Origin of the sequence: Micromonospora sp. DT227, from assembly GCF_049841835.1 — a bacterium.
Classification (GTDB): Bacteria; Actinomycetota; Actinomycetes; order Mycobacteriales; family Micromonosporaceae; genus Micromonospora.
The window spans coordinates 179,895-203,651 of the sequence record NZ_JBNCLA010000010.1 but is presented as its reverse complement, the minus strand read 5'-3'; the positions used below and the strand labels follow the sequence as shown (position 1 = coordinate 203,651).

Here is a 23,757-nt window from a genome sequence, read left to right as displayed (position 1 = left end):
CCGCAGTAGGTCAGTCGAGGCCGTACGCGAGCGCGTCGACCTGGAGTGACAGCAGGACGGAGGCGGGGCTCAGGGTGGGCTCGATCGACTTGGCCTGCGCCGGCACGGTGGCGGGCGGGGGCTCCTCGTCGACGGCGGCCGGACCAGGCTTGGCCTTGACGCTGTCGTTGGCGTGCCCGCAGGTCGGGCACAGACCGCTCTTGGCGGCCACCAGGTCGGTGGCCGCGTTCATGCCGAGCAGCGTCGGCCCCACCTCGAAGAGGTCGAGGTCGCGCAGCTCCAACACCTTCTCGCCGTCACGCTCACCCCAGGCGGCGTCAACGACGTCGTACGAGAAGCTGAATTGCTTGACCCGGCGGCCCTTCAGCAGCCGGTGAACCTTCCCGGCGCGGGGCTCATCCATGTCGAGCTGCCCGCGCACCCACAGACCGCCGTGGCCGCGCAGCTTCTCCGGCAGCCGCTCATCGCCGGCCAGCAGCTCCACCGCGTCGAGCAGGTAACCGATGTGCGAGTCCGGGTCGCCGATCTGGTGCGACCAGATCACCGGGATGGGGTCGCCGCTGGCCTTCCACGCCGCGAGGGAGCGGGAGAACGCGCCCGGCATCACCACGTCGCCGCCGTGGTCGACGTTGCCGAACACGGACACGATCGCCTCGAACTGGCCGGGCTCCAGGCCGTCCTGCTCGCCGGCAGCCTTGATGTGCGCTGCGAACGCCTTAGTCTTCATCGTCGTCCTCCACCGCAATCTCCAGCTCGCACTGGCATCCGGCCACCTCGTCGACACTGAGAGCCGCGTCCGCGGGCCACTTCGCGCCGTTGCTGAACTTCGCCTCCAGCTCGACGGTCTGCTCATGCATGACCGCGTGCGTGGGCCGCGGGTTGTCGCTGGTCACCAGCCACGTCTTCGTGGCGCGGCGGCCGGTCTGCTTGACCGCCTCCTCCGACGCGAACCCGGAAGCGGCGGTCACCGCGGCGGTGGCCACCTCCGGGGCGCGGTGCGACTGGGCGACGTCGAACACGTGGGTGACTTCGGCGGCCGGGTCGTCGGCGTCCAGGGCGTCGACGAGCTGCCGGCGGGTCACCTCGTTCACCGAGGCGGCGACCCGCTCGGCGACGGCACGCTGAAACGGCACGGTGCGCGGCTCGTCGTAGTCGACGGTCAGGCCGAGCGCCCGCAGGATCTTCTCCGCGACCGCGCGGGCTGCGTCCAACGCCAGCGTCAGCAGTTCCGCCGCCAGCTCCCGGTTCCACCGGTCGGCATCCCACACGTCGCCGATGGACGCCTTCGCCCCGCGCGCCTTCGCCGCACCCAGCCGGGAGCGCACCGCCGCCGACTGCCGGCCGAAGAACACCCGCAGCGTTTCGGCGCCTTCGTTGTCGTACACGGTCGGGGCGCGGCCCTTGACCCGCACCGGCCGAGCCTTGCTGCCCCGCAGCGCGGGAAGCAGCGCCGACTTCGGCGGCGGGGCGGTGTCGCGCGGGCTGGCCAGGCCACCGGTGATGACGTTCAGCGGCACGATCAGCTCGTCCGCGCCGTCGATGTGCGGCAGGTTGCTCCGCGCCCGAGCCTCGTCGCGGGTCATCCACGGACCACCCACCGCGGCCTGAAGCTGCGCCGCCTGCTCCTCGAACGAGCCTTGCAGCTTCTCCCCGATGTTGAACTCGACGTACACCGTGCGGCCGGCGGCGAGATCCGGGGCGAGCTGAAGGCCGATCTCCTGCTCGATCTCCGCGCACCACGGGCCGAGCGTGTCCTGGTACAGGCCCTTGTGCTGCTCCCGGATGTTGGAGAACGTGGCGTGGTCGAGGATCCCGACCAGCGGCGGCGCGATGTGATATGCCGCCGCCACCTCCTCCCGCGTCAACTTCCGGGACTCCACATACTGGGCGTCACGCGGGTTGATGCCGGCCTGAACGAACGTCATGCCGTCTTCCAGGATCGGCGTGCCGCCGGCCTGCGGGCCGTCACCCGTGTACTGGGCCTGCCACTCCGACTTGAACCGGCTCCGGGCCGTGTCACCCCAGGGGGCCGCGTCGGCGGGCCGCTGCAAATACCCGGAGATCCGGGCACCGTTCGACCACATCTGCTCTCGCCAGTGCGCCGCCGCGTACTCGTCGGCGAGTACCTGCCGCAGCGACTCGATCGGCGAGCAGCCGTTGTGTGCGTCATCCGGGTTGTAGCCGCGGAAGTGCACGATCTCCGTGCGGTCAACGTCGAGGTAGCCGCGCGACCCGTGGATCCGGTACTGGTCCGGGTCGCTCCACTCCGGGCCGATCGGTTCCACCCGCCACGGCTGCAACCTCCGCAGCCCGACCGGCTCGCCGCCCTCCGCCCGCAGCTTCACCCAGTAGGCGTCGTCGTACACCGCCTTGTCTGACACCAGCGCGTTGATCAGCCGGTACGTCGTCGTCGACGGGTTCGGGCGGGCCAGGATCCGCGCCAACGGGTGATCGGCGATCCGACGCCGGTCGTTGTCGCCCATCCGCTCGAACGTGTGCAGGCCGAGCTGCGCAAGGTTCCGGGCCAGGAAACTGATCACCGTGCGGACCGCCGGCTGCGTCCGGTACAGGGCGCCGTACGTCAGCGTCGTGGACCGGTTGAGGGCGGTGCCGTACGACGGCCACCCCGACCGCAGGTCACCCTGCCCCTCGATGGCGCGCAGAGAGCCGCCGGAGACGACGAACGCCACGTCAGCCCACCACCTGAATGAAGTCGATGCGGTGCCGCGGCACGATCACCCGGCCGTCGACGGCCACCGGCTCCTGACCCTGCCGGGCCAGATGCGCCCCGGACAGGACGACCTGCCACGGCCACGACAGCCGGCGCTCGCCCATCAGGGCCCGCCCGTCGAGCAGGTTGACGACCACCTTGCGGCGGCGCACAGCGAACACCACGCACCCCCGTCAGGGTTAGACGACCATCAGGCCGCGGTCGGAGTCTTCGTAGGCGGACCGGCGCGGCTTCGGCCGGTTGTTGGCCCGGTCCAGCGCCTGCACGGCGGCCACCACGCCGTCGATCTTTTCCCCGGAGCGCGCCTTGTCGGGCTTGACGTTGCCGGCCGCGTCCATGGACACCGTCAGGTTGTCGATGCACCAGCGGGTAAGCGGGTTGCCGCCGTGCCGGTACTTGCCCTCCCGCAGCACCCGCAGCAGTTCCTTCGTAGGCGGCGACATGGAGATGAACCCCTGCCGCATCTTCACCATCTCGGCGCCGTCGTCGGTGAGCTGGTTGACCAACTGGGTGGCGTTCCACGGGTCGTACGCGATCTCCCGCACACCGAACCGGGCACGGTCCTCGTTGATCTGGTGCCGGATGAAGTCGTAGTCCACGACATCCCCGGGGGTGGTGCGTAGCCACCCCTGACGCACCCACACGCTGGCCAGGCCGGCGGTGCGCTCGTCGAGACGGCGAATGTTGTCCTCCGGCGTCCAGTACCGCCAGATCACGTCGTGCGACCCGTCGGCCGCGGGGAAGTCCAGCGCCAGCGCGCACAGGTCGCTCGTCGCCGCCAGGTCCAGGCCGCCGTAACACTCCCGGCCGCGCATCGCGTCCTCGCTGACGTGCGTGGCGTTGACCGGCCGGTCCCACACGTCTAGCTCGATGTACTTGGTGGTCTGCTTGGTGCGGATACCGAGGTGCAGACGCTGGAAGCTCGCCAGATCGGCCGGGGATTCCTTCGCGGTGGCCGCCTTCGACGCCAGGTAGGCGCGGGACACCGACAGCCCGTAGCCCGGGTTCGCGGCCTTCCACGTCTTCTCGTCGAACGGGTCCGCGTCGCGGGACACACCGAACACAACCCCGTACATCGTCGGGTTCCGCCTGCTGGTGCCCTTCGCCTGCTTCTCGATCAGTTCCCGTCGCTGGGCGTAGACGGTGTCCTGCCGGCCGTCGTCGGCGGTGGTGATGATCAGCACCAGCGGTTGCGTGCGGGCGCCCGTGCCCGTCTCGACCGCCTCCAGCACGTCCTTCGTCCGGTGCACGTGCAGCTCGTCGACGTTCGCGGCGTGCACGTTCGCGCCGTGCAGCAGGTCACCCACCGACGCGACAACCTGAAGATACGAGCCGGTCGCGGGCTGCTCGATGATGTCCCGCTTCGCGACCACACCGCCGCGGTGCAACGCCGTCGACGCCTGGGCGATCTGCTTCAGCGGGCCGAACGCGTGCCGGGCCTGATCCTTCGACGCCGCCACGGTGAACACCTGGGCGCCGGCTTCACCGTCGGCGAACGCCAAATACATCATCAGCCGCGCGCCGAGACTGGTTTTCCCGTTCTTGCGGGGCAGCTCGACGAACACGTACTGCGCGATCCGGCTCAACTCGCCGTCGTCGTTCGGCGCCACCCACCCGAACACCGGGGCGATGATGTACGCCACCTGCCAGGCGTCCGGCTCGAACGGGCGGCCCGCCCACTTGCCCTGCGTGTGAGGCAGCAGCCGCAACGCCCGGATCACCTTGTCGACCCGCTCCGGGTCGAACAGGGCACCCTTCACGGTGCGCGGCTCCGGCGTGCGAACCAGCGGCCGGCACTCCGGGATCTCGTACCCGCGCTCCCGCAGGTACCACTGCACCTCCGGAGAGAGGTCAGCCGACGTTCGTCTGGAACGGGTTCGCGTCGCCGTCACTGTCGGGCTCCTTCGCCACTGGCGTCCTGGCCCGCGCGACGAACGACATGCCCAACTGGGCGGCGTACTTCAAGAACAGGTCCGACTGGGACCGGAACTCCGCGCCCGCCGGGTTCTTCTTCACGCCCCCATGCGCCGGGTCCTCCACCACCACCCGGCCGCCCGACAGCGCATCCGACGCCTGCCGAGCCGCCAGGAAATGCCGCAACGCCAACTCGATCGTCGGGCCGTCCACCTGGGCGAGCAGCCCCGCCTCATCGAGCTTCGGCACCAGCTCATCCCACAACGCCCGCAAATCCGGGTCGTCCGGGAAACCGGCCGGCGGCGTCGGCGCCACCGGCGCGACCGTCTCCGCCGCGGTGCCAGCAACCTCACCGTCACGCACCGGCCGCAGATGCGACGGGATCTTCAGCGGGCCACGAACACCCATCACGCCACCTCACAAACGGTCGAAACGGACAGCGGGGTGCGCTTCACCACCGGCGCGGTGTCCCCCCGGGGTGGGGTGAGGGATTGCGACTCCCCCTCCCCCGGGGGCGGAGCAGCGCGACAGCGCCTTGCGCGATGAACACCGCGGCGAGGGCGATGAGGACGATGGCGCCGTCGTGGGTCCACGCGTCGGCGGCTGCGGCCAGGGCCAGGATGGTGGCGACTCCGGCGAGGAACGCGGCGGCGAGGGCGGTGGGCAGCGGCCGGGTGATGCGGGCTAGCCAGGTCACTGCTGTTCCCCTCGGCGGGCGGCCTGGGATTGGGCGGCGGTCTGGTCGGCGTGGCAGGGCGGGCAGAGGGCGCGGAGCCGGTGCCAGTCGTACCGTTCGGCGTCGGTGGTGAAGCCGCCTTCATGGTGCACTTCGGCTGCCAGGCGTCCGCATCCGTGCTCGCAGAGGCCACCGTTGCGGTCGAGGTTGGCGTCGAGCTTGGACTGTCGCAGGCGTCGCCAGCGTCGGGTGGAGCCGCCGGCCCACGAGTCGGGTTTGCGGGTCCACGCTTGGTCGCAGGTGGGGCAGGGGCCGGGTGGGATGGTTTGCCGGCAGCGGGTGCAGATGCGTTTGGTTCGGGTGGGCATGGTCACCGTCCCCTGGTGCGCGGACACCCCGGGAGCCGTGGGGCTCGACCGGGGTGTGGACGCAGTTCACCTAACGCATCAGTGTGTGATCATCGTACCTCGCGTCGGGTCGGGTGGCTAGCTCGACGGTTGCCCCGTCAACTACCCGGTAGTAGGTGGTTCCGGTTCGGGGTCCGGGCACCCGTAGGGCGGGCAGCATGCCGTGGAGCCGGTCGCGGGGGTTGCGGGAGCGACGGGCCCAGTCGCGTACCCGGTCGGCGGTGATGGGCCGTTCCGGGCTGGTGAGTAGGGCGGCGAGCTGCCCGGCGGTACCGTACTGGTTGCCGTACTGGTCGCGGGGCAGCGCGGCGGCGAGGCTCACGCGCATGTGGCGTCCACTTCCGTGGCGGTGAGGTCGAGGGTGTTTCGCGCCCAGGCGGCCGGCCAGATGTGGACGGTCCGCTTCACCCGGATGTCCATGCCGCAGCCGCACGTGTCGCCGAGGCAGACGCAGCCGGCGGCGCAGATAACCGGCCACGCCGAGCTGTCGGGCGCGCTGGTGCGCGCGCGCAGCATTCGCACCCCGCAGCCGGGGCAGGGCGGGTTTCCGGGGATGGGCCAGTGGTCGTCGCCGAGGCGGAGCGTGCGGCGGAGCGCCCGGTCGGCGCGGTCGAGGTAGCCGGCCACCTCGTCGGCGGTGTTCGGGTCAGCGGCGGGGACCAGCCGGCTAATGACGGCCAGGGCGGGGCCGGTGGGCATGGGCGTGTTGCGGGTGGCGGAGGCGAGCAGCCACCACGCCTGGTCGACGTTCGCGCGAACTTCGTCGATGGTGCGGGCGGTGTGCGCGTGGTGGTCGACGTCGGCGGTGACGGTGTCGCCGATGGGGTCGCCGTGTCCTCCGGCGGATGTGCGGTTGCCCCAGATCGGGGAGCGGATGCCGTCGCGGGTGTCGTCGCCGGTGTTGGTGTCGCGGGCGGCGGCCCAGGCGCGGCGCAGCGACCAGCAGTTGGCGGCGGCCCACAGGTTGGAGGGGTGGTGGTTCATCGCGTCTCCCGGCGGTGCGGTGGGGCTGCTGGAAGGGCACCCACACTGTGGGTATCCCGGCGGACCGCGTCTCCCGGCGGTGGGGCCGGCGAGTGTTGTTCCGGTCGTGGGGCGGTAGGGTGTCGGCACCCTTCCTGCGTAGGGGCACCGGTCGGCCAGGCACTGTGGTGTCTGGCCGACCGTCGTTTCAGGCCCCGCGTGGTGAAGACCCTGGGGCGCTGCCCCAGACCCCGGCCAACGCTGCTGCGAGGGGTGGAAGTGCGGTGGGGTTCCCGCATTACGCCGGCACCCAAGGGCAACCACACAGACACCAGGGCCGCAAGGGACACCCCACCCTTGCAACCCTGGCGCCTGCGCGGTCGGGTTTCACCTGCCGGCGCAACGCGAGAACCAAGGTTGGTGGGTGGTGGCGTGCCGCCACGCGGCACGGACCGGGTCACGGTGCCGTCACGGCGTGACGGGCAGCCAACTCCTGAGGGGTGAAGCCGAGGTCGGCGGCGCAGTCGGGGCCGATGCCCGCGGCTTTCGACGCGGCGGTGGTGAGCTTGCGTCCGCACCAGCCGCACCGGCCGGCAATGAGGCCGTGTTCGCGGCGCCACCGTCGGGATCTGCGGCGAGCTGGTCAACGTCGCGGCGCATCTGCTCGGAGTCGAGGTAGGCGTGCGGTCCGGGCTGGCGGGCGATGGCGTCGTCGTGGCCGGGCTGCGGGGTGAGGGTGGCGAACGCCAACGTCTGTTTGCCGCGCTTGCTGTCGCGGTGGAACAGCCGGTGTCCAATGTGCTGCCCGTCGTGCCGGATGGGCAGGGCGTAGTAGCCGGCGGGCAGGTCGGTCCACTGGGTCACGGCGTCACCGTCTGGGTGTCACGGTCGGCCTGGTGGTCGGCGTGTTTGGCGTTGATGGCGTCGACGAGGACGGCGGCGAGCCGGTACATGTGCGCCAGGCCGGGGTCGTACCAGCAGGCGGTGTCGATCACCTGGGGGACGAGGCTGAGGGCGGCGGAGGTGGAGAAGCAGCCGGGGCTGCGCGTGCACTGCCGGAAGGTGCCGCGGTCGAGCTGCCCGATTTCGCGGCGGAGCCGTTCCCGGTTCTTGATTTCCTCGTGGGCGATGGCCTGGTCGGCGTCGTTGGCGGTGGTGAGCTGGTGGCGGCGTGCCTCGATCCAGCGGGTGAGGGCGGCCCGCATGTGGGGGTAGGCGGTGTTCCAGTGGTGGGCGATGGTGTGGGCGGTGTCGGTGTCGATGCGGGTGTCGTGGCTGCGGATGTCGGCGACGGTGAGCATCGGTTCCTCCGGTTCGGTTCTCGTGCTACGGGGGGTTAGTTCGCGGGTTTGTTCGCGGGTTTGTTCGCGGTTAGTTCGCGGTTGGTGCGTAGCGCCGGAAGGGGTGCCGGCCTGCGGGTTTGCGTCTCGGGTGGGGGGTTAGTTCGCTAGTTCGCTTAGTTCGCGGGTTGGTCGGCTGAAGGGGCACCCCGAGGGAAGAAGGTATAGATATCTATCTATATTTAGTTCCTACGTGTTAGGGACCTCCTCCCTCTCTCTCGACCCCTGGCCTGCGAACTAAGCGAACTAAGCGAAGTAACCCCGCCCCATTCGGTGAATCCGCAGGTCAGCCGCCGTTCCGTGCCCCCCTGCCGGCTGCGAACTATCGGCGAACTAACGCGCGAACTAACCCCCCGTCCGGTAGTAGTGGGTCGCCGGGCGGCCACCATTCGGTCCGGGCACCTGCTTCACCCCGTAGCCGCCGTGCGCCAGCAACTTCTCCAGCAGTTGGTCAAGCTCGGTCTTGGTCTTGTGCCGCTGGAACAGCTCCACCGAGATGGCCTTGCGGGGGCGGCCGGTGCCCTCCGCCTCGTTGATGAACTCCATGAGCCGGCCGAGGTCCCGGTCGCCGGACGCGGACCCGAACACGTACCGAGTGCCGGCCTCGACGTAGTCCCACGCGGCCAGCGCCGCCTCGACGTGTTCGACGTCGACGGTGAGCATCCCGTCCAGCAGGGCATAGATGACCGACAGCCGGGCGCTGTTGGCATGCCAACGGGCGAGCAGCGACTTCACCGGCGACTCGGCCTGGCCGCGGCGCTCATCGAACCGGCGGTGGTACTCGGCCACCCACAGGTCCCGTGCTGCCGCCGTCCGGGTCAGTTCCGCCTTCCCCTGGCAGTGCCGGTGCAGGCCGGTGGTGACCTCGTGGAGGCGGTCGCCGAACGCCCGGACCTCGCCGTCGGGTGGCGCCGACCCCTCCGGGAGCACCTTGCTCATCTTGGAGGCGACGACCATGAACCGGTTGGCCAAGCCGTTCGCCACGTCGGTGGCGGTCAGCTTGGCGACCAGTTCGGCGGGGGTGACCTGCGGGGTGATGACGACGTGCGCCCCGGTGGCCTTGACGGGCGACCCGGAAGTCATCGACTGGAGGACGCCGTCGTCGTACGCCTCCCGCAGGGTGCCGGAGAGGCTGTTGCCCTCCCGCCGGGACTTCTCCAGCACGGAAGCGAACTCCGGGGCGTCGACCCACAGCCGCTTGTCGTGGACGCCTTCGTCGTAGCCGGGCTCGTCGGGGTTGTCGCCGTTGGCGTCGCGGACGGCTCGGATTAACCCCTCGCCGGTGGACAGGCCGGTGGCCGTGTTGTTCTCCAGGAAGTGGTTGTCGAAGTCGCGCCAGAACGACTTGATGACTGCAAGGGCGGTGCCCTTGGCACCGGTGGCGGTCTCGCCGGTGATGACGGGCCACACCTTGGGGGCGTGGCGGGTGTTGCCTCCGGCGATCCAGTAGCCGGGGCCGAACCGGCAGCCAGCGGTGGCGAGGAAGACGTGGAGGACGGCGGCGGGGTCGGCCTCGGTGTGCGGGTCGTACATGGCGACGAACTGCCCGGGGAGCCCCTGGAGGGCGGCGGAGTCCAGGGTGGGCCAGGTGGGGCCGTTCGTCTTGCTGCTGCCGTTCATGTCGCCCTCTGCGCTTCCCGGCTGCCGGCCGGCGGGGTTGGTGTGCGTGGTCTGCTCGCCGGCCGCCGCGGGGATGGCCAGGGGCGGCCAGTGCGGGTTGTCGACGTTGGCGCCGGGCCACGCGCGGGTGTCGTACTGGTTGTTCACGCAACGCTCCAGAGGTGCCGCCGCGGCTTGGCGGGCTGCGCCCAGTAGTTGGGGTCGCCGTTCGGCGGGTTCACGTGGCTGCCGTCGGAGGTGCGCGGGCAGGGGCACGGCCAGATGCCCTGGACAGCCTTCGGGTCGGTGACGGTGCCGGGTGCGTTGACGGGCGGCCACGTCGGGTCGTCGAGGCGCAGCGGGTACGGCTGCCGGTTCTCTTCCCGGAACCGGTCGTGTGCCCGGCGGGCGAGGTCGGCCTGCGCGATCTGCACTGCCTCACGCATGGTCCCCGCCTCGGAGCCGCCGAGCGCATACCGCAGGTGGGCGTGCACTTCGGCGTAGGCGGCCTCCTCACCGGCGTCGTACCCGGCGGCGTGACCGGCCCGGTAGGCGAGGTCGACGGCCACCTGGTCGTCGTGCTGCCCGCCGGTGTCGACATTGAGGGCGAGAGCGAGCAGGTAGGCGACCTGCCCGGCGGTGTACGTCTCCTGCCCGCTGGTGAGGGCGGTGATGGCGCGGGCGGTGACGTCCGGGTCGAGATGGGTCACCGGACACCCCCGGCGGTGAGGAGGCTGCCGCGGATCTCGTCGACCAGGCGGAGCGCGGCGGCGAGGTGTCCGGTGCAGAGGACCAGTTCGGCGTTGGGGTCGGCGGCCTCACCGGTGCACCGGTTGACGCCGCGGTGCGCGTGGACGTCGAGGTAGCGGCAGCGGACGGCCCGGGTGGTGTTCACGCCGCCTCCCGCAGGGTGTTCGCCACGGTGAGGCCGGTGCGGGCGGCGTAGTCGGGCAGCCACTCGTCGGCCTCCGGCGACCGGCGCGTCTCGAACTTGCCGGCCAGGTCGGGTTCCTGCGCCATCAGCAGCCGGCTGTAGTACGGCCGCCAGTTGTTGTTCAGGACCCAGGTGTCGCCGTCGGTGCGCAGGCCAAGTTCCCAGCGGGCGCGCTCGTAGAGGGCGGGGAAGCCGATCTTCCGGCCGGAGGTGCGGCGGTCCCAGTCGCGAGCGAGCCACCGCAGCGTCTTGTAGACGGCCGGGTTCGCGTCGTGGAACCGCTCGAACTGCTCGGCGACGGTGGCGCCCTGGTCGATGCTGTCGGGCTGCTCGGCGGCGCGGGCGGCGATGGTGTCGAGCAGGTCGAACAGGTTGTCCGGCTGCTCGTCGGGGGTGTGCTGTACGTTCATAGTGCGGTTCCTTCGGATGGGCCGGCCGGGGCTTTGGGGGTGCTGGCCGGGTCGTTCGTCTTTTTGCTGCTGCTGTCGGTCAGGACGCGCGGCTGTCCAGCCAGGCGTCCACGTCGGTCCACCGCCAGCGGAGGCTGCGGCCGACCTTCGACGCCTTCGGGGCGCGGCCCATGTGGCGCATCTGAAGCAGTGCGGGCACGGACACCTGGAGGTAATCGGCGACCTCCTCCGTGGTGGCCAGGCGCCGACGCTCCTTCACCTCGATCATGGTTCTCCCTTGTCGAACTTGGGTCAGTGGTGACCCAAACGGGGGCATGGTGACCCACGCATCCGATCATGCCACTTCATGGATCTGGGGCGCAAGTGACTTGATGTGAGCTTTCGTGATGCGTATGGTTCGCTCATGACCCAGCCCGCAGAACGCGTCGGCCAAGCCGTCGCCGAACTCCGTCGCCTACGCGGCTACACCACCCGCAGCCTGTCCGACCGCCTCGCCGAGCTGGGCTGCCGTATCCCCGCGTCCAGCATCTCCAAGGTGGAGGTCGGCAAGCGCACCGTTGACCCGAACGAGCTGGTGGCGCTGGCCATCGCGTTGAGGACCACCCCGAACCGGCTGCTGTTCGGCCCGCACGCCGGCATCAACGCCGTCGCCCTCACCCCCGAGGTCGCCACCACCGGGCACCGGGCGTGGGCGTGGGCGAACGCCGAATTCCCTCTCACGAGCACCTACCCGCGCGACATGCCCGCCATCGAGGTGTCCGAAGACTTCGCGCGTCACGCGCTGCCGGTCGACTTCCGGCTCCGGCGGTCACATCCCGCCGCCCGCGCAGCCCGCAGGCTCGCCGCGTTGGTCGACAACCTGGTCATGTTCCTCACCACCGACGGCGCGGACACCCCGTGGGACTTCCTGCCCGTGCCCGGCGACACCACCACGTTCCGGCGCCGCGACCCGGCGCTCGGCCGCGACCAGTTGGAGCTGGTCGACGTCGACCCGGCTGCGGTCGTCGCCCAGGCGCTCACCCGCACGGAGCGGGAAGTGCACGACCTGCTGGAGGAGGCCGGTGGAGTGTCGGGTGAGACGGCGGAGGACGGGAAGGCGTAACCTCACCGGTGGTTCGGTGACCCTGGGGCGCGCGGCCTGCTACGGCGGGCAGCGCGCCCCAGCTTCGTCTACCAGGGGGAGCACGTGGCGACGGTGAGCAAGGACCCATCCAGGGTGAAGACTCCGTGGGTCTGCCGGTGGCGTGATGAGGCGGGCGTCCAGCGGAAGCACGGATTCACCCGCAAGGTGGACGCCGACCGGTTCCGCGCCGAGATCGAGCACAAGCTGAACACCGGGCAGTACGTCGACCCGCAGGCCGGCAGGGTCACCTTCCGGGTGTACGCCGAGCGGTGGCGGGAGTCCGCGGTGCACCGGCCGAACACCGCGATCCGAACCAAGTCTCAGCTTCACCACCACGTGTATCCGCGCATCGGTGACCGGCCGATCGCCGCGGTCCGGTTCGGGGAGCTTCAGGCGCTGGTGACGAGTCTCCCCCTGGCGCCGTCGTCAGTACGGCCGGTGTGGGGCACGGTGCGGGCCATCTTCAAGGCGGCCATGCGGGACCGGGCGATCGGCCACGACCCGTGCGTGGGGGTGAAGCTGCCTGAGCTGCCGCACGACGAGGTGGTGCCGCTGACCCTCGACCAGGTGGACGCGCTCGCCGCCGCGCTGCCGGGCCGGTACCGCCGGCTCATCGAAGCGGACGCGGCGACCGGGCTGCGGCAGGGCGAGATGTTCGGGCTGGAGGTGCGGGCGCTGCGGGTGGCCGATCAGGAGCTGGTCGTCGACCAGCAGGTGCAGCCGGCCGCCGGCCGCGAGGTGGTGGTGTGCCCGGTGAAGAACCGGCACAGCCGGCGGACGGTGCCGATCGGCCAGGTGGGTGTCGACATCTTCACGGCTCACCTGAAGGCGTACCCGCCGCAGGAGGTTGAGGTGCTGGACACGACGGGGAAGCGTCCGGTGCGCCGGAAGGCGAGGTTCATCTTCGCGGATGAGGAGGGCGGGCCGTTGCACCGGAACACCTTCAACGACGAGGTGTTGGGGCCGGCGCGGCGGGCGGCGGGGATGCCGGAGGTGACGTTTCACGATCTGCGGCACTGCTTCGCGTCGCTGCTGATCCGGAACGGTCTGAGTCCGAAGGTGGTGGCGCAGATGTTGGGTCACGCCGACGCGTCGCGGACACTGAAGGTGTACGCGCACCTCTGGCCGGATGACGATGACCGGGCGCGCGGGGCGATCGACGAGGCTTTCCGCGCACACCGCCAACCACCGGCATAGCTTCCCGCATAACTTCCCGCTTGACTTCCAGCATCACCCCGGGTACGGTCTATTCATGAGCAACGACGACAAGGTGCGGGAGAACCGGCTTCGCCGGGCTGCCGCGCGGCAGGGCCTGGCCCTGTCACGGTCCCGGAGGCGCGACCCTCGCGCCCTGGACTTCGGCCGGTACTGGCTTTCCCGCGACGGGGTCATGGAGTCCGACCCCGCCGGGATCAGTCTCGACGAGGTCGAGACGTTCCTTCTGGGCACGCCGACGGCTGGTGTGCCCACGTAGTGCCCAATCTGGGGCGAGCGATCAACAAAACAGGAGGTCAAAGGCCATATAGCCTCACCACTAGCTATTTGGCGTTGAAGTAGTTCGCCTCCGGGTGGTGCACCACGATCGCGTCGGTGGCCTGCTCCGGCACGAGCTGGAACTCCTCCGACAACTGCACGCCGATCCGCTCCGCGCCGAGCAACTGCACCACCTTCGCCCGGTCCTCCAGGTCCGGGCAGGCCGGATAGCCGAACGCGTACCGGCAGCCGCGGTAGTCGTTGCGCAGCAGGCCGGCCAGGTCGGCCGGGTCGTCGTCGGCGACCGTGCCACCGCCCGGCAGCACCAGCTCCGACCGGACACGCCGGTGCCAGTATTCCGCGAGCGCCTCGGTGAGCTGCACCGACAGGCCGTGCACCTCCAGGTAGTCGCGGTACTCGTTCGCGGCGAACATCTTCGCCGTGTACTCACTGATCGGCTGCCCCACGGTGACCAACTGCAACGCCACCACGTCCAACTGGTCCCCCTTCGGGCGGAAGAAGTCCGCCAGGCACAGCCGACGCTCCTGCCGCTGCCGCGGGAAGGAGAACCGGGCCCGCTCGCTGTGCCCGTTCTCGTCCAGCACCACCAGGTCGTTGCCCTCGGCGTACGCCGGGAAGTAGCCGTACACCACGGCCGCCTCCAACACCTGGTCGGCGATCAGCCGATCCAGCCAGTACCGCAAGCGGGGCCGACCCTCGGTCTCCACCAACTCCTCGTACGTCGGGCCGGTGCCGCCCCGGGCACCGCGCAGCCCCCACTGCCCCAGGAACGTGGCCCGCTCGTCGAGCAGCGCCGCGTAGTCGGCCAGCGGCACGCCCTTGACCACCCGGGTGCCGAGGAACGGCGGCGTGGGCACCGCCACCTCCACCGCCACGTCCGAGCGGACCGAGGCGTCGTCCAGCTCGGGCAACGCCTCACGCACCTGCGCGCGCTGCCGCTCCCGACGCTCCCGGCGGGCCGCCAGCGCGGCCTCCCGCTCCGGGTCCACCACCGGCGCGCCGCCCCGCTTCGCGGTCATCACCCGGTCCATCAGCGACAGACCCTCGAACGCGTCCCGGGCGTAGTGCACCTGACCCGGGTAGATCGACCGCAGGTCGTCCTCGACGTACGCCCGGGTCAGCGCCGCCCCGCCGAGCAGCACCGGCCAGCGCTCGGCGACGCCGCGCGACGCCATCTCGGCCAGGTTCTCCTTCATGATGACCGTGCTCTTGACCAGCAGCCCGGACATGCCGATGGCGTCGGCCCGGTGCTCCTCGGCCGCGTCGAGGATCGCGTTGATCGGCTGCTTGATGCCGATGTTGACCACGTCGTAGCCGTTGTTGGACAGGATGATGTCGACCAGGTTCTTGCCGATGTCGTGCACGTCGCCCTTCACGGTGGCGAGCACGATCCGGCCCTTGCCGTCGTCGTCGGCCTTCTCCATGTGCGGCTCCAGGTAGGCCACCGCGGTCTTCATCACCTCGGCGGACTGGAGCACGAACGGCAACTGCATCTGGCCCGAGCCGAACAGTTCGCCGACCACCTTCATGCCGTCCAGCAGCAGGTCGTTGATGATGGACAGCGGCGTGCGACCCTCGGCCATCGCGGTGTCCAGGTCGGCCTCCAGGCCGTTGCGCTCGCCGTCGATGATGCGCCGCTTGAGGCGCTCCTCCAACGGCAGCGCGGCCAGCTCCTCGGCCCGGGTGGCGCGCGCCGACGCGGCGTCGACGCCCTCGAACGCCTCGATGAACCGCTGCACCGGGTCGTAGCCCTCGCGGCGGCGGTCGTAGACCAGGTCCAGCGCCACCTCGCGCTGCTCGTCCGGGATCCGCGACATCGGCAGGATCTTGCTGGCGTGCACGATGGCCGAACTCAGACCGGCCTGGACGCACTCGTGCAGGAACACCGAGTTGAGCACCTGCCGGGCCGCCGGGTTGAGCCCGAACGAGACGTTCGAGATGCCGGCGGTGAAGTTCACCCCCGGGTACCGGGCGACGATCTCCCGGATCGCCTCGATCGTCTCGATGCCGTCGCGGCGCGTCTCCTCCTGCCCGGTGGCGATCGGGAACGTCAGCGCGTCGATGAGGATGTCCTCCCGGCGCATCCCCCAGCGGCCGGTCAGGTCGTCGATCAGCCGGCTGGCCACCCGGACCTTCCACTCCCGGGTACGCGCCTGGCCCTCCTCGTCGATGAGCAGCGCCACCACGGCGGCGCCGTGCTCCTTCACCACCGGCATGACCCGCGCGTAGCGGGAGTCGGGGCCGTCGCCGTCCTCGAAGTTGACGGAGTTGACCACGCACCGGCCGCCGAGCATCTCCAGCCCTGCCTCGATCACCGCCGGCTCGGTGGAGTCCAGCACGATCGGCAGCGTGGACGCGGTGGCGAACCGGCCGGCCAGCTCCCGCATGTCCTGCGTGCCGTCCCGGCCGACGTAGTCGACGCAGAGGTCGAGCAGGTGGGAACCGTCGCGGGCCTGGTTGCGGGCGATCTCCACGCAGGCCTGCCAGTCGCCGGCGAGCATCGCCTCGCGGAACGCCTTCGAGCCGTTGGCGTTGGTCCGCTCCCCCACCATCAGGACGCTGGCGTCCTGCGCGAACGGCACGTGGTGGTAGATCGAGGAGACGCCCGCCTCCGGCTCCGGCGCCCGGGCCGAGGGGCGCCGCCCGCCGAGCCGCTCCACCAGCACCCGGATGTGCTCCGGCGTGGTGCCGCAGCAGCCGCCGATCAGGCCCACGCCGTAGTCGTCGACGAACTGCTCCAGCGCGTCGGCCATCTCCTCCGGGCCGAGCGGGAAGTACGCCCCGTCGGCGGTCAGCACCGGCAGGCCGGCGTTCGGCATCACGGACACCGGGATGCGCGAGTGCCGGGACAGGTAGCGCAGGTGCTCACCCATCTCGGCCGGGCCGGTGGAGCAGTTGAGGCCGATCAGGTCGACGCCGAGCGGCTCGATCGCGGTGAGCGCCGCGCCGATCTCGCTGCCCAGCAGCATGGTGCCGGTGGTCTCCACGGCCACCTGGCAGATGATCGGCACGTCCCGGCCGGCGGCGTCGCGGGCCCGCTTCGAGCCGACCACCGCGGCCTTGACCTGGAGCAGGTCCTGACAGGTCTCGATGATCAACGCGTCGGCCCCGCCGGCGATCAGACCGGCGGCGTTCTCCTGGTACGCGTCGCGCAGCGAGGCGTACGGCGCGTGCCCCAGCGTGGGCAGCTTGGTGCCGGGGCCCATCGAGCCGAGCACGAACCGGGGCCGCTCCGGCGTCGTGTACGCGTCGGCGGCCTCACGCGCGATCCGCGCGGCGGCCTCGGACAGCTCCCGGATTCGCTCGGCGATGCCGTACTCGGCGAGGTTCGGCAGGTTCGCGCCGAACGTGTTGGTCTCCACGCAGTCCGCGCCGGCCGCCAGGTACGCCTCGTGCACGCCACGGACCACGTCCGGCCGGGTGACGTTGAGGATCTCGTTGCAGCCCTCGAGGCCGTCGAAGTCGTCGATGGTGAGGTCGGCGGCCTGGAGCATCGTCCCCATGGCCCCGTCGGCGATGAGGATCCGGTCCGCCAGCAGGTCGCGCAACGAAGTAGCCACCCGGTCAGGCTAGTGCGCCGAGCGACGCCATAGTCACTCCCATCACGCCATCCCACATAATGTCGGCCGGATCACCGCGTACCTTTCATCCGGTTCGGCCGGGTGGTCCGGCCGAGTGACCGGCGCGGCCGACGGGCCGGCTCCAGCGGCGACACGTAGGCTGGCGGACGTGAAGGACATCAGGGACGCGACCGTGCGACGGGGCGGCACCGCTCCCGACGAGCAGGGTGAGGTGACGGCGTGACCGAGTTCGACGGGCTGCCGGTTCTGCGCTCACCGGTCGCGATCGCGGCCTTCGAGGGCTGGAACGACGCCGCGGACGCCTCCACCGCCGCCGTGGAGCACCTCGAACAGGTCTGGCAGGCCCGGCAGGTGACCGAGTTGGACCCGGAGGACTTCTACGACTTCCAGGTGAGCCGGCCGACCATCACCATGGCCGACGGGGAGACCCGCCGGGTCGAGTGGCCCACCACCCGGTTCATGGTGGCCAGCCCGGAGGGCACCGAGCGGGACGTGGTGCTGATCCGCGGCATCGAGCCGAGCATGCGCTGGCGCACGTTCTGCGAACAGGTGCTGGAGATCTGCCACAGCCTGGAGGTCGAGCGGGTGGTGCTGCTCGGCGCGTTGCTGGCCGACGTGCCGTACACCCGGCCGTTGCCGATCAGCGGCAGCGCGTCCGACGCCGACGCGGCCAAGCGCTACCAGCTCACCCCCACCCGCTACGACGGGCCGACCGGCATCGTCGGGGTGCTGCACGACGCGTGCACCCGGGCCGAGGTCGACGCCGTGTCGTTCTGGGTGCACGTGCCGCACTACGCCAACAACCCGCCGTGCCCGAAGGCGACGCTGGCGCTGCTGCACCGCGTCGAGGAGGTGCTCGACCTGCCGGTGCCGATGGCCGACCTGGCCGAGGAGGCCGCCGAGTGGGAGCAGCGGGTGCGCAGCGCCGCCGAACAGGACGCCGAGCTCGGTGAGTACGTGCGTGAGCTGGAGGAACGCGTCGGCGACGCGGGCATCACGCCGTTGACCGGGGACGAGATCGCGCAGGAGTTCGAGAAGTACCTGCGCCGTCGGGGCGGTTCCGCCGGGCCCACCGCGGGTTCCTGGTAGCGGGTTCGTTCGAAGGCCGGGTCCCCCGTGGGCCCGGCCTTTTCGTGTGTTCGGGGTGGCGGCGTCACGTCCGGTAGGGCATCCTAGGAACCTAGCTGTTCTGAGGAGGCGGACATGCAGATCAACCCCGGCGCGGCCGAGTTCCCGCACCGGCAGATCGCCGCGCAGCTCAAGGACCGGGTGCGGCGCGGCGACTGGGCGCCGGGCGAGCGACTGCCGTCCATCCCGGCCATCGCCGAGCTGTTCGGCGTGGCCAAGCAGACCGTCCAGCGCGCCGTCGACCAGCTCCGGGTCGAGGGCATCCTGATCACCAAACCGGGCTCCGGCACGTACGTCCGGGGCACCCGCCGCCGGCTCAACCGCCTGGCCCGGGGCCGGTACGGCGGCTTCCGCGGCTACCACACCGACCTGGCCGCCCGGTACCGCCAGCAGCTCGTCTCCGTCGGTCGCGCCGCCGCCCCGCCGGAGGTCGCCGACGCGTTCGGCGTCGCCGACGGCACCGAGCTGCTCTGCCGGCGGCACCTGGTCCGCACCGAGGACTCCCCGGTCGAGGTCGGCGCGTCCTGGTTCCTGCCCGCCGACGCCGCCGGCAGCTCACTGGAACGGGCCGAGGCGTTCGGCCGGCCGCTCTACCAGGAGGCCGAGGAGGCCACCGGCCGCCGCTACGTCACCGCGACGGACACCATCAGCGCCCGCCAGCCCAGCCGGGAGGAGGCGGAGATCCTCCAGATCCGCCCGGACACGCCGGTGCTGCACCTGCTGCACGTCGCGTACGACGAGCGGCGCAAACCGATCGAGGTCGCCCAGGCCACCTGGCCGGGCCCGATGACCACGCTCACCGAGGAGTACAAGATCCCCGCCCCGGTCCCCGACCCCAGCCCCGACCCGGGCCTCGTCCTCGGCTGATCCGCCCGATGGGGTGGTGAGAAGGGGCCCTGTCTATACCGGAGGCGTTAACCGGGGGCCCCTCCTTACACGCGGATGCCGAGGAGGGCGTCGAGCGCGTCGGCGAACAGGGCGGGGGCGGACGGGTCGTCGGGGGCGCCGGCCAGCGTCCGGGCGGCCCAGGTGTCGGCTGTGGCCAGTGCGCCCGGGGTGTCGAGGTCGTCGGCGAGGCGGGCGCGTAGCTCGGTCAGGAACGCCTCGCCCGACGGGCCGGACGGCGCGGCGGCGGCCCGCCGCCAGCGGGCCAGCCGCTCGTGCGCCTCGACGAGCAGCTCGTCGGTCCAGGACCGGTCGGTGCGGTAGTGGCCGGCGAGCAGGGCCAGCCGCACCGCCATCGGGTCGACCCGGTCGGCGCGCAGCCGGGACACGAAGACCAGGTTGCCCTTGGACTTCGACATCTTCTCGCCGTCCAGGCCGATCATGCCGGCGTGCACGTAGTGGTCGGCGAACGGCGCCGCGCCGGTCAGCCGCTCGGCGTGCGCCGCGGAGCACTCGTGGTGCGGGAAGATCAGGTCGTTGCCGCCGCCCTGCACGGAGATCCGGTCGCCGAGCAGGTTCAGCGCGATGACGGCGCACTCGATGTGCCAACCGGGACGGCCGGGGCCGAGGTCGCCGCCGGGCCAGGACGGCTCGCCCTCGCGGGCGCCGCGCCACAGCAGCGGGTCGAGCGGGTCCCGCTTGCCGGCGCGGTCCGGGTCGCCGCCACGCTCCGGGAAGATCTCCCGCATCTGCGCCCGGGACAGGTTGGACTCGTAGCCGAACGTGCCGGTGGCGGAGATGTCGAAGTAGACGTCGCCGGTGCCGTCGTCGAGCCGGTAGGCCGCGCCGTCCTTGAGCAGCACGAGCACCCGGTCGGCGATGTCCGGGATCGACTCGACCGCGCCGACGTAGTGCGCCGGCGGGATGATGCGCAGCGACTCCATGTCCTCGCGGAACAGCGCCGTCTCCCGCATGGCCAGGACCTTCCAGTCCTCGCCGTCGCGCTCGGCGCGCTCCAGCAGCGGGTCGTCGATGTCGGTGACGTTCTGCACGTACCGCACGGTCAGGCCGGCGTCGCGCCACATCCGCTGCACCAGATCGAACGTGATCATGGTGGCGGCGTGCCCGAGGTGGGTGGCGTCGTACGGGGTGATGCCACAGACGTACAGCGTGGCGACGCCGTCGGGCCGGGAGGGGTGGACGCCCTGCCGCGCCGAGTCGTACAACCTCAGCGGCACGCCTTCACCGGGCAGCCGTGGCACCTCGTGTCCCGTCCAAGACTCCATGACCGCCAGCCTAACGATCCGTCAGGCGCTCGGGTGCCACCCCTCGGGTGATCAACACGACACCGGTTCACATCGGCGGCCAGGGCATGGCCGGCCACTCCTCCGGCGGCAGCGGGAACCGGCCGTCGGCCCGCAGACGCTCCACCCGGGCCGCGACCGCCGCGACCTCGCCGAGCGTGAGGTGCTCGGCCAGCTCCTCGCCGAGCGCGCCGTCGAGCCGGCCGGCCAGCGCGTCGAGCATCTCCACCGCGTCCGGCGGGAGCAGGCGGCCCGCCCACCCCCAGAGCACCGTGCGCAGCTTCTCCTCGACGTGGAAGCTGACGCCGTGGTCCACGCCGTAGATGCGGTCGTCGGCGCCGACGAGCACGTGCCCGCCCTTGCGGTCGGCGTTGTTGATCACCGCGTCGAGCACGGCCAGCCGGGCCAGCCGCGGGTCGTCGGCGTGCGCCAGCGCGTACGCCGCCCCGTCGTCGTCACGGGCCGCGGCGATCGGGAACCAGCGCGGCGGCACCGACTCGGCCGGGACGAAGCCGACAAGCGGCTCGGCGTCCGCCGGCTCGTCGATCCAGAGCTGGCAGGAGCCGGGGCCGAACGGGCCGTCGCGCAGCACGGTCGGCGGCACCAGGTCCCACCCGGTGGCCCGGGAGACCAGGTAGGCGGCCACTTCCCGGCCGGCGAGCGTGCCGTCCGGGAAATCCCAGAGCGGGCGCTCGCCACGGACCGGCTTGTAGACACAGTGCGCGGTGGTCTCGCCGAGCGCGACCGCGCCGCGCAGCGTGGCGTTGGAGGCGTCGACCAGCCGCCCCTCCAGGGTCAGCTCGCCGTCGGTCAGCAGCCGCAGCGCCTGCGCGACGTCCTGTCGGGGTTGCAGCTCCGACGAGGTCACCGGTGATAGCCGTTGTGCCGGGGGCAGAGGTGACCGGCCGGGTCGAGCGGCTGGCCGCAGAGCGGGCAGGGCGGCCGGCCGGCGTTGACCACCCGCTTGGCGCGCTCGATGAACTCGCGGGTCGCCTCGGGGGTCAGCCGCACCCGGAGCCGGTCGAGGTCGTCGTCGGGCTCGTCCGGCTCCTCGTCGATCTCGACCTCGTCGGTCTCCGCGTCGCCCAGCTCGACCTCGGCCTCCGCCTCGCCCACGGCGATCGCCTCGATCACCACGGTGGCGGTGTCCACGTCGAACGCCAGGCCGAGCGTGCCGACCCGGAACTCCTCGTCGACCGGGGTGTCGAGCGGTTCGTTGTCGCCCAGCACCACCGGAGCGGCCTCCGGCAGCTTCACCCCGAACCGGCGTTGCGCCTCGGAGAGCAGCTCCTCCAGCTTCTCGGCGAGCAGCGACACCTGGACCTTCTCCAGCGCGACGCTGACCAGCCGGCCGCCGCCACGCGCCTGGAGGAAGAAGGTGCGCTCCCCCGGCGGGCCGACCGTTCCGGCGACGAACCGCTCCGGCGGCTCGAACGCGTGCACCTGGTGCGTCATACCCACGACCCTATCCGGAGCGCGGAAGCACCGCGCAGCCCACCGACGCCGAATCCGCCCAGAGCGCAACACGCCGGGCCGCCGCGGCCGGCCGGCTCACCGCGCTGCCCCCGCGCCGCCGCCCACCGCCGCGTCCGACCCGGTCGCCCGCACCGCCCGCCGGCGCCGCTTGCGCGGCGGCGGGACCAGCGTCGACAGGTCGCCGCCGGTGTCGTTGAGCCGCACCAGGAACGGCCGCAGCGGCGTGTAGCGGATCGCCGTGACCGACGCCGGGTCGGCCACGATCCGCTGGAAGAGATCCAGGTGTACGCCGAGCGCGTCGGCCACGATCGCCTTGATCACGTCGCCGTGGCTGCACGCCAGCCAGACCGCCTCGGGCCCGTGCTCCGCCGTGACGCGCGCGTCCCACGCTCGCACCGCCGCGACCGCCCGCGCGGACATCGCCGCCATCGACTCGCCCTCCGGGAAGGCGGCGGCGCTGGGGTGCTGCTGCACCACCGGCCAGAGCGGCTCCTTCGCCAGCTTCTTCAGCGCCTGCCCCTCCCAGGCGCCGTAGCCGCACTCGATCAGGCCCTCCTCGACCACCGGCTCGACGCCGGGCAACGCCAGGTCGAGGGTCTGCCGGCAGCGGATCAGCGGGCTGCTCACCACCGCCGCGAGCGGCAACCCGGCGAGGCGCCCGCCGACGGCCGCGGCCTGGGCCCGGCCGGTGTCGTCCAGCTCGACCGGTTGCCGGCCGGCCAGGCCGCCGTCGGCGTTCGCGGTGGTCCGGCCGTGTCGCAAGAGCAGAAGGGTCGCCACGCTGACCACCCTAGGCCGTACCCACCCCCAACAGCCGACCCACCACCGCCCCACCCACCCACCCACCGCCGCCGCCGCGGTGATCATGAGGTTGACGGTGACGAAACGGACACCGCGCGCCGCCAACCTCATGGTCACCGGGGCGGATGGGGCGTTTGGGGTGGGTGTCCGGTTCGGGGGTGGTGGGTGACACCCGTCGGGCGGAATCGGCGGGGGGTGGGGGGCGTTGTAACCGGGTGAACGGCCGCGCAGCTGTCCCGCCCCGGGCAGACCCCGGGAATGACGGTGGGGCGCCGGTCGTTGCACCCGGTTCGGCAGCCACGACGAGGCCCCCGCCCCGTGGCCCGGCCGGATCCCCCGAGACGAGCGCCTGACGGTGCCACGCACCCCACCCGGTGCGTCGACCCCCGAACGGAGCCCCCATGAACACCATGCTGCGCAAGAGCATCCTCGGTATCGCCGGTCTGACCGTCGCCGGTGGCCTGGCCGCCGGCCCGCTGAACCACCAGGACACCACGCCCACCCCGCGCGAGAGCGCCGTGGCCGTGCAGACGAAGCTCGACACCGCCGCGCTCATCCCGCACGGCGTGCAGGGCGCCCAGTCCCGCATCGACCTCGACGACGAGCAGACCGCCAACGTCAAGGCGATCATCGCCGCCACCAAGAAGGCCGGCATGGACGAGCGCGCCGCGGTCGTCTCCATCGCCACCGCCCTGCAGGAGTCGAAGCTGGAGAACCTCGGCCACCTCGGCGACCGCAACGACCACGACTCGCAGGGCCTGTTCCAGCAGCGCCCGTCCTCCGGGTGGGGCACGGTCGAGCAGATCACCGACCCCGAGTACGCCACCCTGGCCTTCCTCAAGGGCCTCAAGCAGGTCGACGGTTGGCAGGACATGCCGCTGACCCAGGCGGCGCAGACCGTCCAGGTCAGCGCCTACCCCGACCACTACGCGCAGTGGGAGCAGCAGGCCGCCGACCTCGTCGCCGCGCACTGGAACAGCTGACACCGCGA

At 71.6% G+C, this 23,757-nt stretch carries 27 protein-coding genes; 6 read left to right on the top strand and 21 right to left on the bottom strand.

The genetic code is table 11. The features are described 5' to 3' along the window. Positions 1-10 precede the first annotated feature (10 nt). The 16 genes from ACLQ2W_RS28390 to ACLQ2W_RS28315 form a co-directional block, all read right to left on the bottom strand. Positions 11-727 (bottom strand): HK97 family phage prohead protease, encoded by a 717-nt coding sequence (locus tag ACLQ2W_RS28390; protein ID WP_425790218.1) that lies wholly within the window; start codon positions 725-727, stop codon positions 11-13. Further along, positions 717-2,690, bottom strand: coding sequence for a phage portal protein (locus ACLQ2W_RS28385; RefSeq protein ID WP_425790216.1), 1,974 nt, complete (start codon positions 2,688-2,690; stop codon positions 717-719). Before ACLQ2W_RS28385 ends, ACLQ2W_RS28390 begins: the two co-directional genes overlap by 11 nt. A 1-nt stretch (position 2,691) precedes the next feature. Continuing rightward, a complete protein-coding gene (locus ACLQ2W_RS28380) occupies positions 2,692-2,892 on the bottom strand; it encodes a hypothetical protein (protein WP_425790214.1) in 201 nt (66 codons plus the stop codon). Positions 2,893-2,910: 18 nt separating this feature from the next. Next, on the bottom strand, positions 2,911-4,569 hold the full coding sequence (locus tag ACLQ2W_RS28375; protein ID WP_425790212.1) for a terminase large subunit: 1,659 nt from the start codon (positions 4,567-4,569) through the stop codon (positions 2,911-2,913). A 13-nt stretch (positions 4,570-4,582) separates the two neighbouring features. Then, positions 4,583-5,008 (bottom strand): P27 family phage terminase small subunit, encoded by a 426-nt coding sequence (locus tag ACLQ2W_RS28370; RefSeq protein ID WP_425790210.1) that lies wholly within the window; start codon positions 5,006-5,008, stop codon positions 4,583-4,585. 88 nt (positions 5,009-5,096) lie between these two features. Next, entirely contained in the window at positions 5,097-5,342 is a 246-nt protein-coding gene (locus tag ACLQ2W_RS28365; RefSeq protein ID WP_425790208.1) for a hypothetical protein, read from the bottom strand. Continuing rightward, a complete protein-coding gene (locus tag ACLQ2W_RS28360; RefSeq protein ID WP_425790206.1) occupies positions 5,339-5,689 on the bottom strand; it encodes a hypothetical protein in 351 nt (116 codons plus the stop codon). Before ACLQ2W_RS28360 ends, ACLQ2W_RS28365 begins: the two co-directional genes overlap by 4 nt. A gap of 70 nt (positions 5,690-5,759) precedes the next feature. Then, positions 5,760-6,056, bottom strand: coding sequence for a hypothetical protein (locus tag ACLQ2W_RS28355; RefSeq protein WP_425790204.1), 297 nt, complete (start codon positions 6,054-6,056; stop codon positions 5,760-5,762). Beyond that, positions 6,047-6,712, bottom strand: coding sequence for a hypothetical protein (locus tag ACLQ2W_RS28350; RefSeq protein WP_425790202.1), 666 nt, complete (start codon positions 6,710-6,712; stop codon positions 6,047-6,049). The genes ACLQ2W_RS28355 and ACLQ2W_RS28350 overlap by 10 nt, the downstream gene beginning before the upstream one ends. A gap of 436 nt (positions 6,713-7,148) precedes the next feature. Next, positions 7,149-7,289 (bottom strand): DUF6011 domain-containing protein, encoded by a 141-nt coding sequence (locus tag ACLQ2W_RS28345; protein WP_425790370.1) that lies wholly within the window; start codon positions 7,287-7,289, stop codon positions 7,149-7,151. 262 nt (positions 7,290-7,551) lie between these two features. Then, on the bottom strand, positions 7,552-7,992 hold the full coding sequence (locus ACLQ2W_RS28340; protein ID WP_425790200.1) for a hypothetical protein: 441 nt from the start codon (positions 7,990-7,992) through the stop codon (positions 7,552-7,554). Between the two features lie 384 nt (positions 7,993-8,376). Then, entirely contained in the window at positions 8,377-9,798 is a 1,422-nt protein-coding gene (locus tag ACLQ2W_RS28335) for a hypothetical protein (protein WP_425790198.1), read from the bottom strand. Beyond that, entirely contained in the window at positions 9,795-10,340 is a 546-nt protein-coding gene (locus tag ACLQ2W_RS28330) for a hypothetical protein (RefSeq protein ID WP_425790196.1), read from the bottom strand. The genes ACLQ2W_RS28335 and ACLQ2W_RS28330 overlap by 4 nt, the downstream gene beginning before the upstream one ends. Next, entirely contained in the window at positions 10,337-10,525 is a 189-nt protein-coding gene (locus ACLQ2W_RS28325; RefSeq protein WP_425790194.1) for a hypothetical protein, read from the bottom strand. Before ACLQ2W_RS28325 ends, ACLQ2W_RS28330 begins: the two co-directional genes overlap by 4 nt. Next, positions 10,522-10,974: a hypothetical protein gene (locus ACLQ2W_RS28320; protein WP_425790192.1), complete on the bottom strand. Its 453-nt coding sequence runs from the start codon at positions 10,972-10,974 to the stop codon at positions 10,522-10,524. The genes ACLQ2W_RS28325 and ACLQ2W_RS28320 overlap by 4 nt, the downstream gene beginning before the upstream one ends. Before the next feature lie 79 nt (positions 10,975-11,053). Then, complete coding sequence (locus ACLQ2W_RS28315; protein WP_425790190.1) at positions 11,054-11,242, bottom strand: helix-turn-helix transcriptional regulator; 189 nt, start codon at positions 11,240-11,242, stop codon at positions 11,054-11,056. 135 nt (positions 11,243-11,377) lie between these two features. Here ACLQ2W_RS28315 and ACLQ2W_RS28310 point away from each other — a divergent pair, with 135 nt between their 5' ends. From ACLQ2W_RS28310 to ACLQ2W_RS28300, 3 genes are all read left to right on the top strand, one after another. Beyond that, positions 11,378-12,076 (top strand): helix-turn-helix domain-containing protein, encoded by a 699-nt coding sequence (locus tag ACLQ2W_RS28310; RefSeq protein ID WP_425790188.1) that lies wholly within the window; start codon positions 11,378-11,380, stop codon positions 12,074-12,076. Positions 12,077-12,190: 114 nt separating this feature from the next. Further along, entirely contained in the window at positions 12,191-13,294 is a 1,104-nt protein-coding gene (locus ACLQ2W_RS28305; protein ID WP_425790186.1) for a tyrosine-type recombinase/integrase, read from the top strand. Between the two features lie 55 nt (positions 13,295-13,349). After that, positions 13,350-13,571, top strand: a complete 222-nt coding sequence (locus ACLQ2W_RS28300; RefSeq protein WP_425790184.1) for a hypothetical protein — start codon at positions 13,350-13,352, stop codon at positions 13,569-13,571. 64 nt (positions 13,572-13,635) lie between these two features. Here ACLQ2W_RS28300 and metH read toward each other — a convergent pair whose 3' ends face one another. After that, entirely contained in the window at positions 13,636-17,139 is a 3,504-nt protein-coding gene (gene metH, locus ACLQ2W_RS28295) for a methionine synthase (protein ID WP_425790368.1), read from the bottom strand. A 252-nt stretch (positions 17,140-17,391) separates the two neighbouring features. Between metH and ACLQ2W_RS28290 the strand changes: the two genes are divergently transcribed. Beyond that, a complete protein-coding gene (locus ACLQ2W_RS28290) occupies positions 17,392-18,261 on the top strand; it encodes a PAC2 family protein (RefSeq protein WP_030504102.1) in 870 nt (289 codons plus the stop codon). A 114-nt stretch (positions 18,262-18,375) separates the two neighbouring features. After that, a complete protein-coding gene (locus ACLQ2W_RS28285) occupies positions 18,376-19,167 on the top strand; it encodes a GntR family transcriptional regulator (RefSeq protein ID WP_425790182.1) in 792 nt (263 codons plus the stop codon). A gap of 65 nt (positions 19,168-19,232) precedes the next feature. Here ACLQ2W_RS28285 and mshC read toward each other — a convergent pair whose 3' ends face one another. From mshC to ACLQ2W_RS28265, 4 genes are all read right to left on the bottom strand, one after another. Beyond that, on the bottom strand, positions 19,233-20,471 hold the full coding sequence (gene mshC, locus ACLQ2W_RS28280) for a cysteine--1-D-myo-inosityl 2-amino-2-deoxy-alpha-D-glucopyranoside ligase (protein ID WP_425790180.1): 1,239 nt from the start codon (positions 20,469-20,471) through the stop codon (positions 19,233-19,235). Between the two features lie 67 nt (positions 20,472-20,538). Next, complete coding sequence (locus ACLQ2W_RS28275; protein ID WP_425790178.1) at positions 20,539-21,357, bottom strand: SCO1664 family protein; 819 nt, start codon at positions 21,355-21,357, stop codon at positions 20,539-20,541. After that, the gene (locus ACLQ2W_RS28270; RefSeq protein WP_405094023.1) at positions 21,354-21,944 is read right to left on the bottom strand and encodes a DUF3090 domain-containing protein; all 591 of its coding nucleotides are present in this window, start codon (positions 21,942-21,944) and stop codon (positions 21,354-21,356) included. Before ACLQ2W_RS28270 ends, ACLQ2W_RS28275 begins: the two co-directional genes overlap by 4 nt. A 96-nt stretch (positions 21,945-22,040) precedes the next feature. Next, positions 22,041-22,754: a histidine phosphatase family protein gene (locus ACLQ2W_RS28265; protein ID WP_425790366.1), complete on the bottom strand. Its 714-nt coding sequence runs from the start codon at positions 22,752-22,754 to the stop codon at positions 22,041-22,043. Between the two features lie 413 nt (positions 22,755-23,167). Between ACLQ2W_RS28265 and ACLQ2W_RS28260 the strand changes: the two genes are divergently transcribed. Further along, positions 23,168-23,749 carry a hypothetical protein gene (locus ACLQ2W_RS28260; RefSeq protein WP_425790176.1) on the top strand — a complete coding sequence of 194 codons (582 nt, stop codon included), beginning with the start codon at positions 23,168-23,170 and terminating at the stop codon, positions 23,747-23,749. The last annotated feature ends 8 nt before the right edge of the window (positions 23,750-23,757 follow it).

Coding starts and splice junctions, on each gene's coding strand:
- ACLQ2W_RS28350 (WP_425790202.1), bottom strand. CDS start 6,712: ATGAACCACCACCCCTCCAACCTGTGGGCCGCCGCCAACTGCTGGTCG.
- ACLQ2W_RS28320 (WP_425790192.1), bottom strand. CDS start 10,974: ATGAACGTACAGCACACCCCCGACGAGCAGCCGGACAACCTGTTCGAC.
- ACLQ2W_RS28360 (WP_425790206.1), bottom strand. CDS start 5,689: ATGCCCACCCGAACCAAACGCATCTGCACCCGCTGCCGGCAAACCATC.
- ACLQ2W_RS28285 (WP_425790182.1), top strand. CDS start 18,376: ATGCAGATCAACCCCGGCGCGGCCGAGTTCCCGCACCGGCAGATCGCC.
- ACLQ2W_RS28355 (WP_425790204.1), bottom strand. CDS start 6,056: ATGCGCGTGAGCCTCGCCGCCGCGCTGCCCCGCGACCAGTACGGCAAC.
- ACLQ2W_RS28310 (WP_425790188.1), top strand. CDS start 11,378: ATGACCCAGCCCGCAGAACGCGTCGGCCAAGCCGTCGCCGAACTCCGT.
- ACLQ2W_RS28340 (WP_425790200.1), bottom strand. CDS start 7,992: ATGCTCACCGTCGCCGACATCCGCAGCCACGACACCCGCATCGACACC.
- ACLQ2W_RS28300 (WP_425790184.1), top strand. CDS start 13,350: ATGAGCAACGACGACAAGGTGCGGGAGAACCGGCTTCGCCGGGCTGCC.
- ACLQ2W_RS28315 (WP_425790190.1), bottom strand. CDS start 11,242: ATGATCGAGGTGAAGGAGCGTCGGCGCCTGGCCACCACGGAGGAGGTC.
- ACLQ2W_RS28390 (WP_425790218.1), bottom strand. CDS start 727: ATGAAGACTAAGGCGTTCGCAGCGCACATCAAGGCTGCCGGCGAGCAG.
- mshC (WP_425790180.1), bottom strand. CDS start 20,471: ATGGAGTCTTGGACGGGACACGAGGTGCCACGGCTGCCCGGTGAAGGC.
- ACLQ2W_RS28270 (WP_405094023.1), bottom strand. CDS start 21,944: ATGACGCACCAGGTGCACGCGTTCGAGCCGCCGGAGCGGTTCGTCGCC.
- ACLQ2W_RS28260 (WP_425790176.1), top strand. CDS start 23,168: ATGAACACCATGCTGCGCAAGAGCATCCTCGGTATCGCCGGTCTGACC.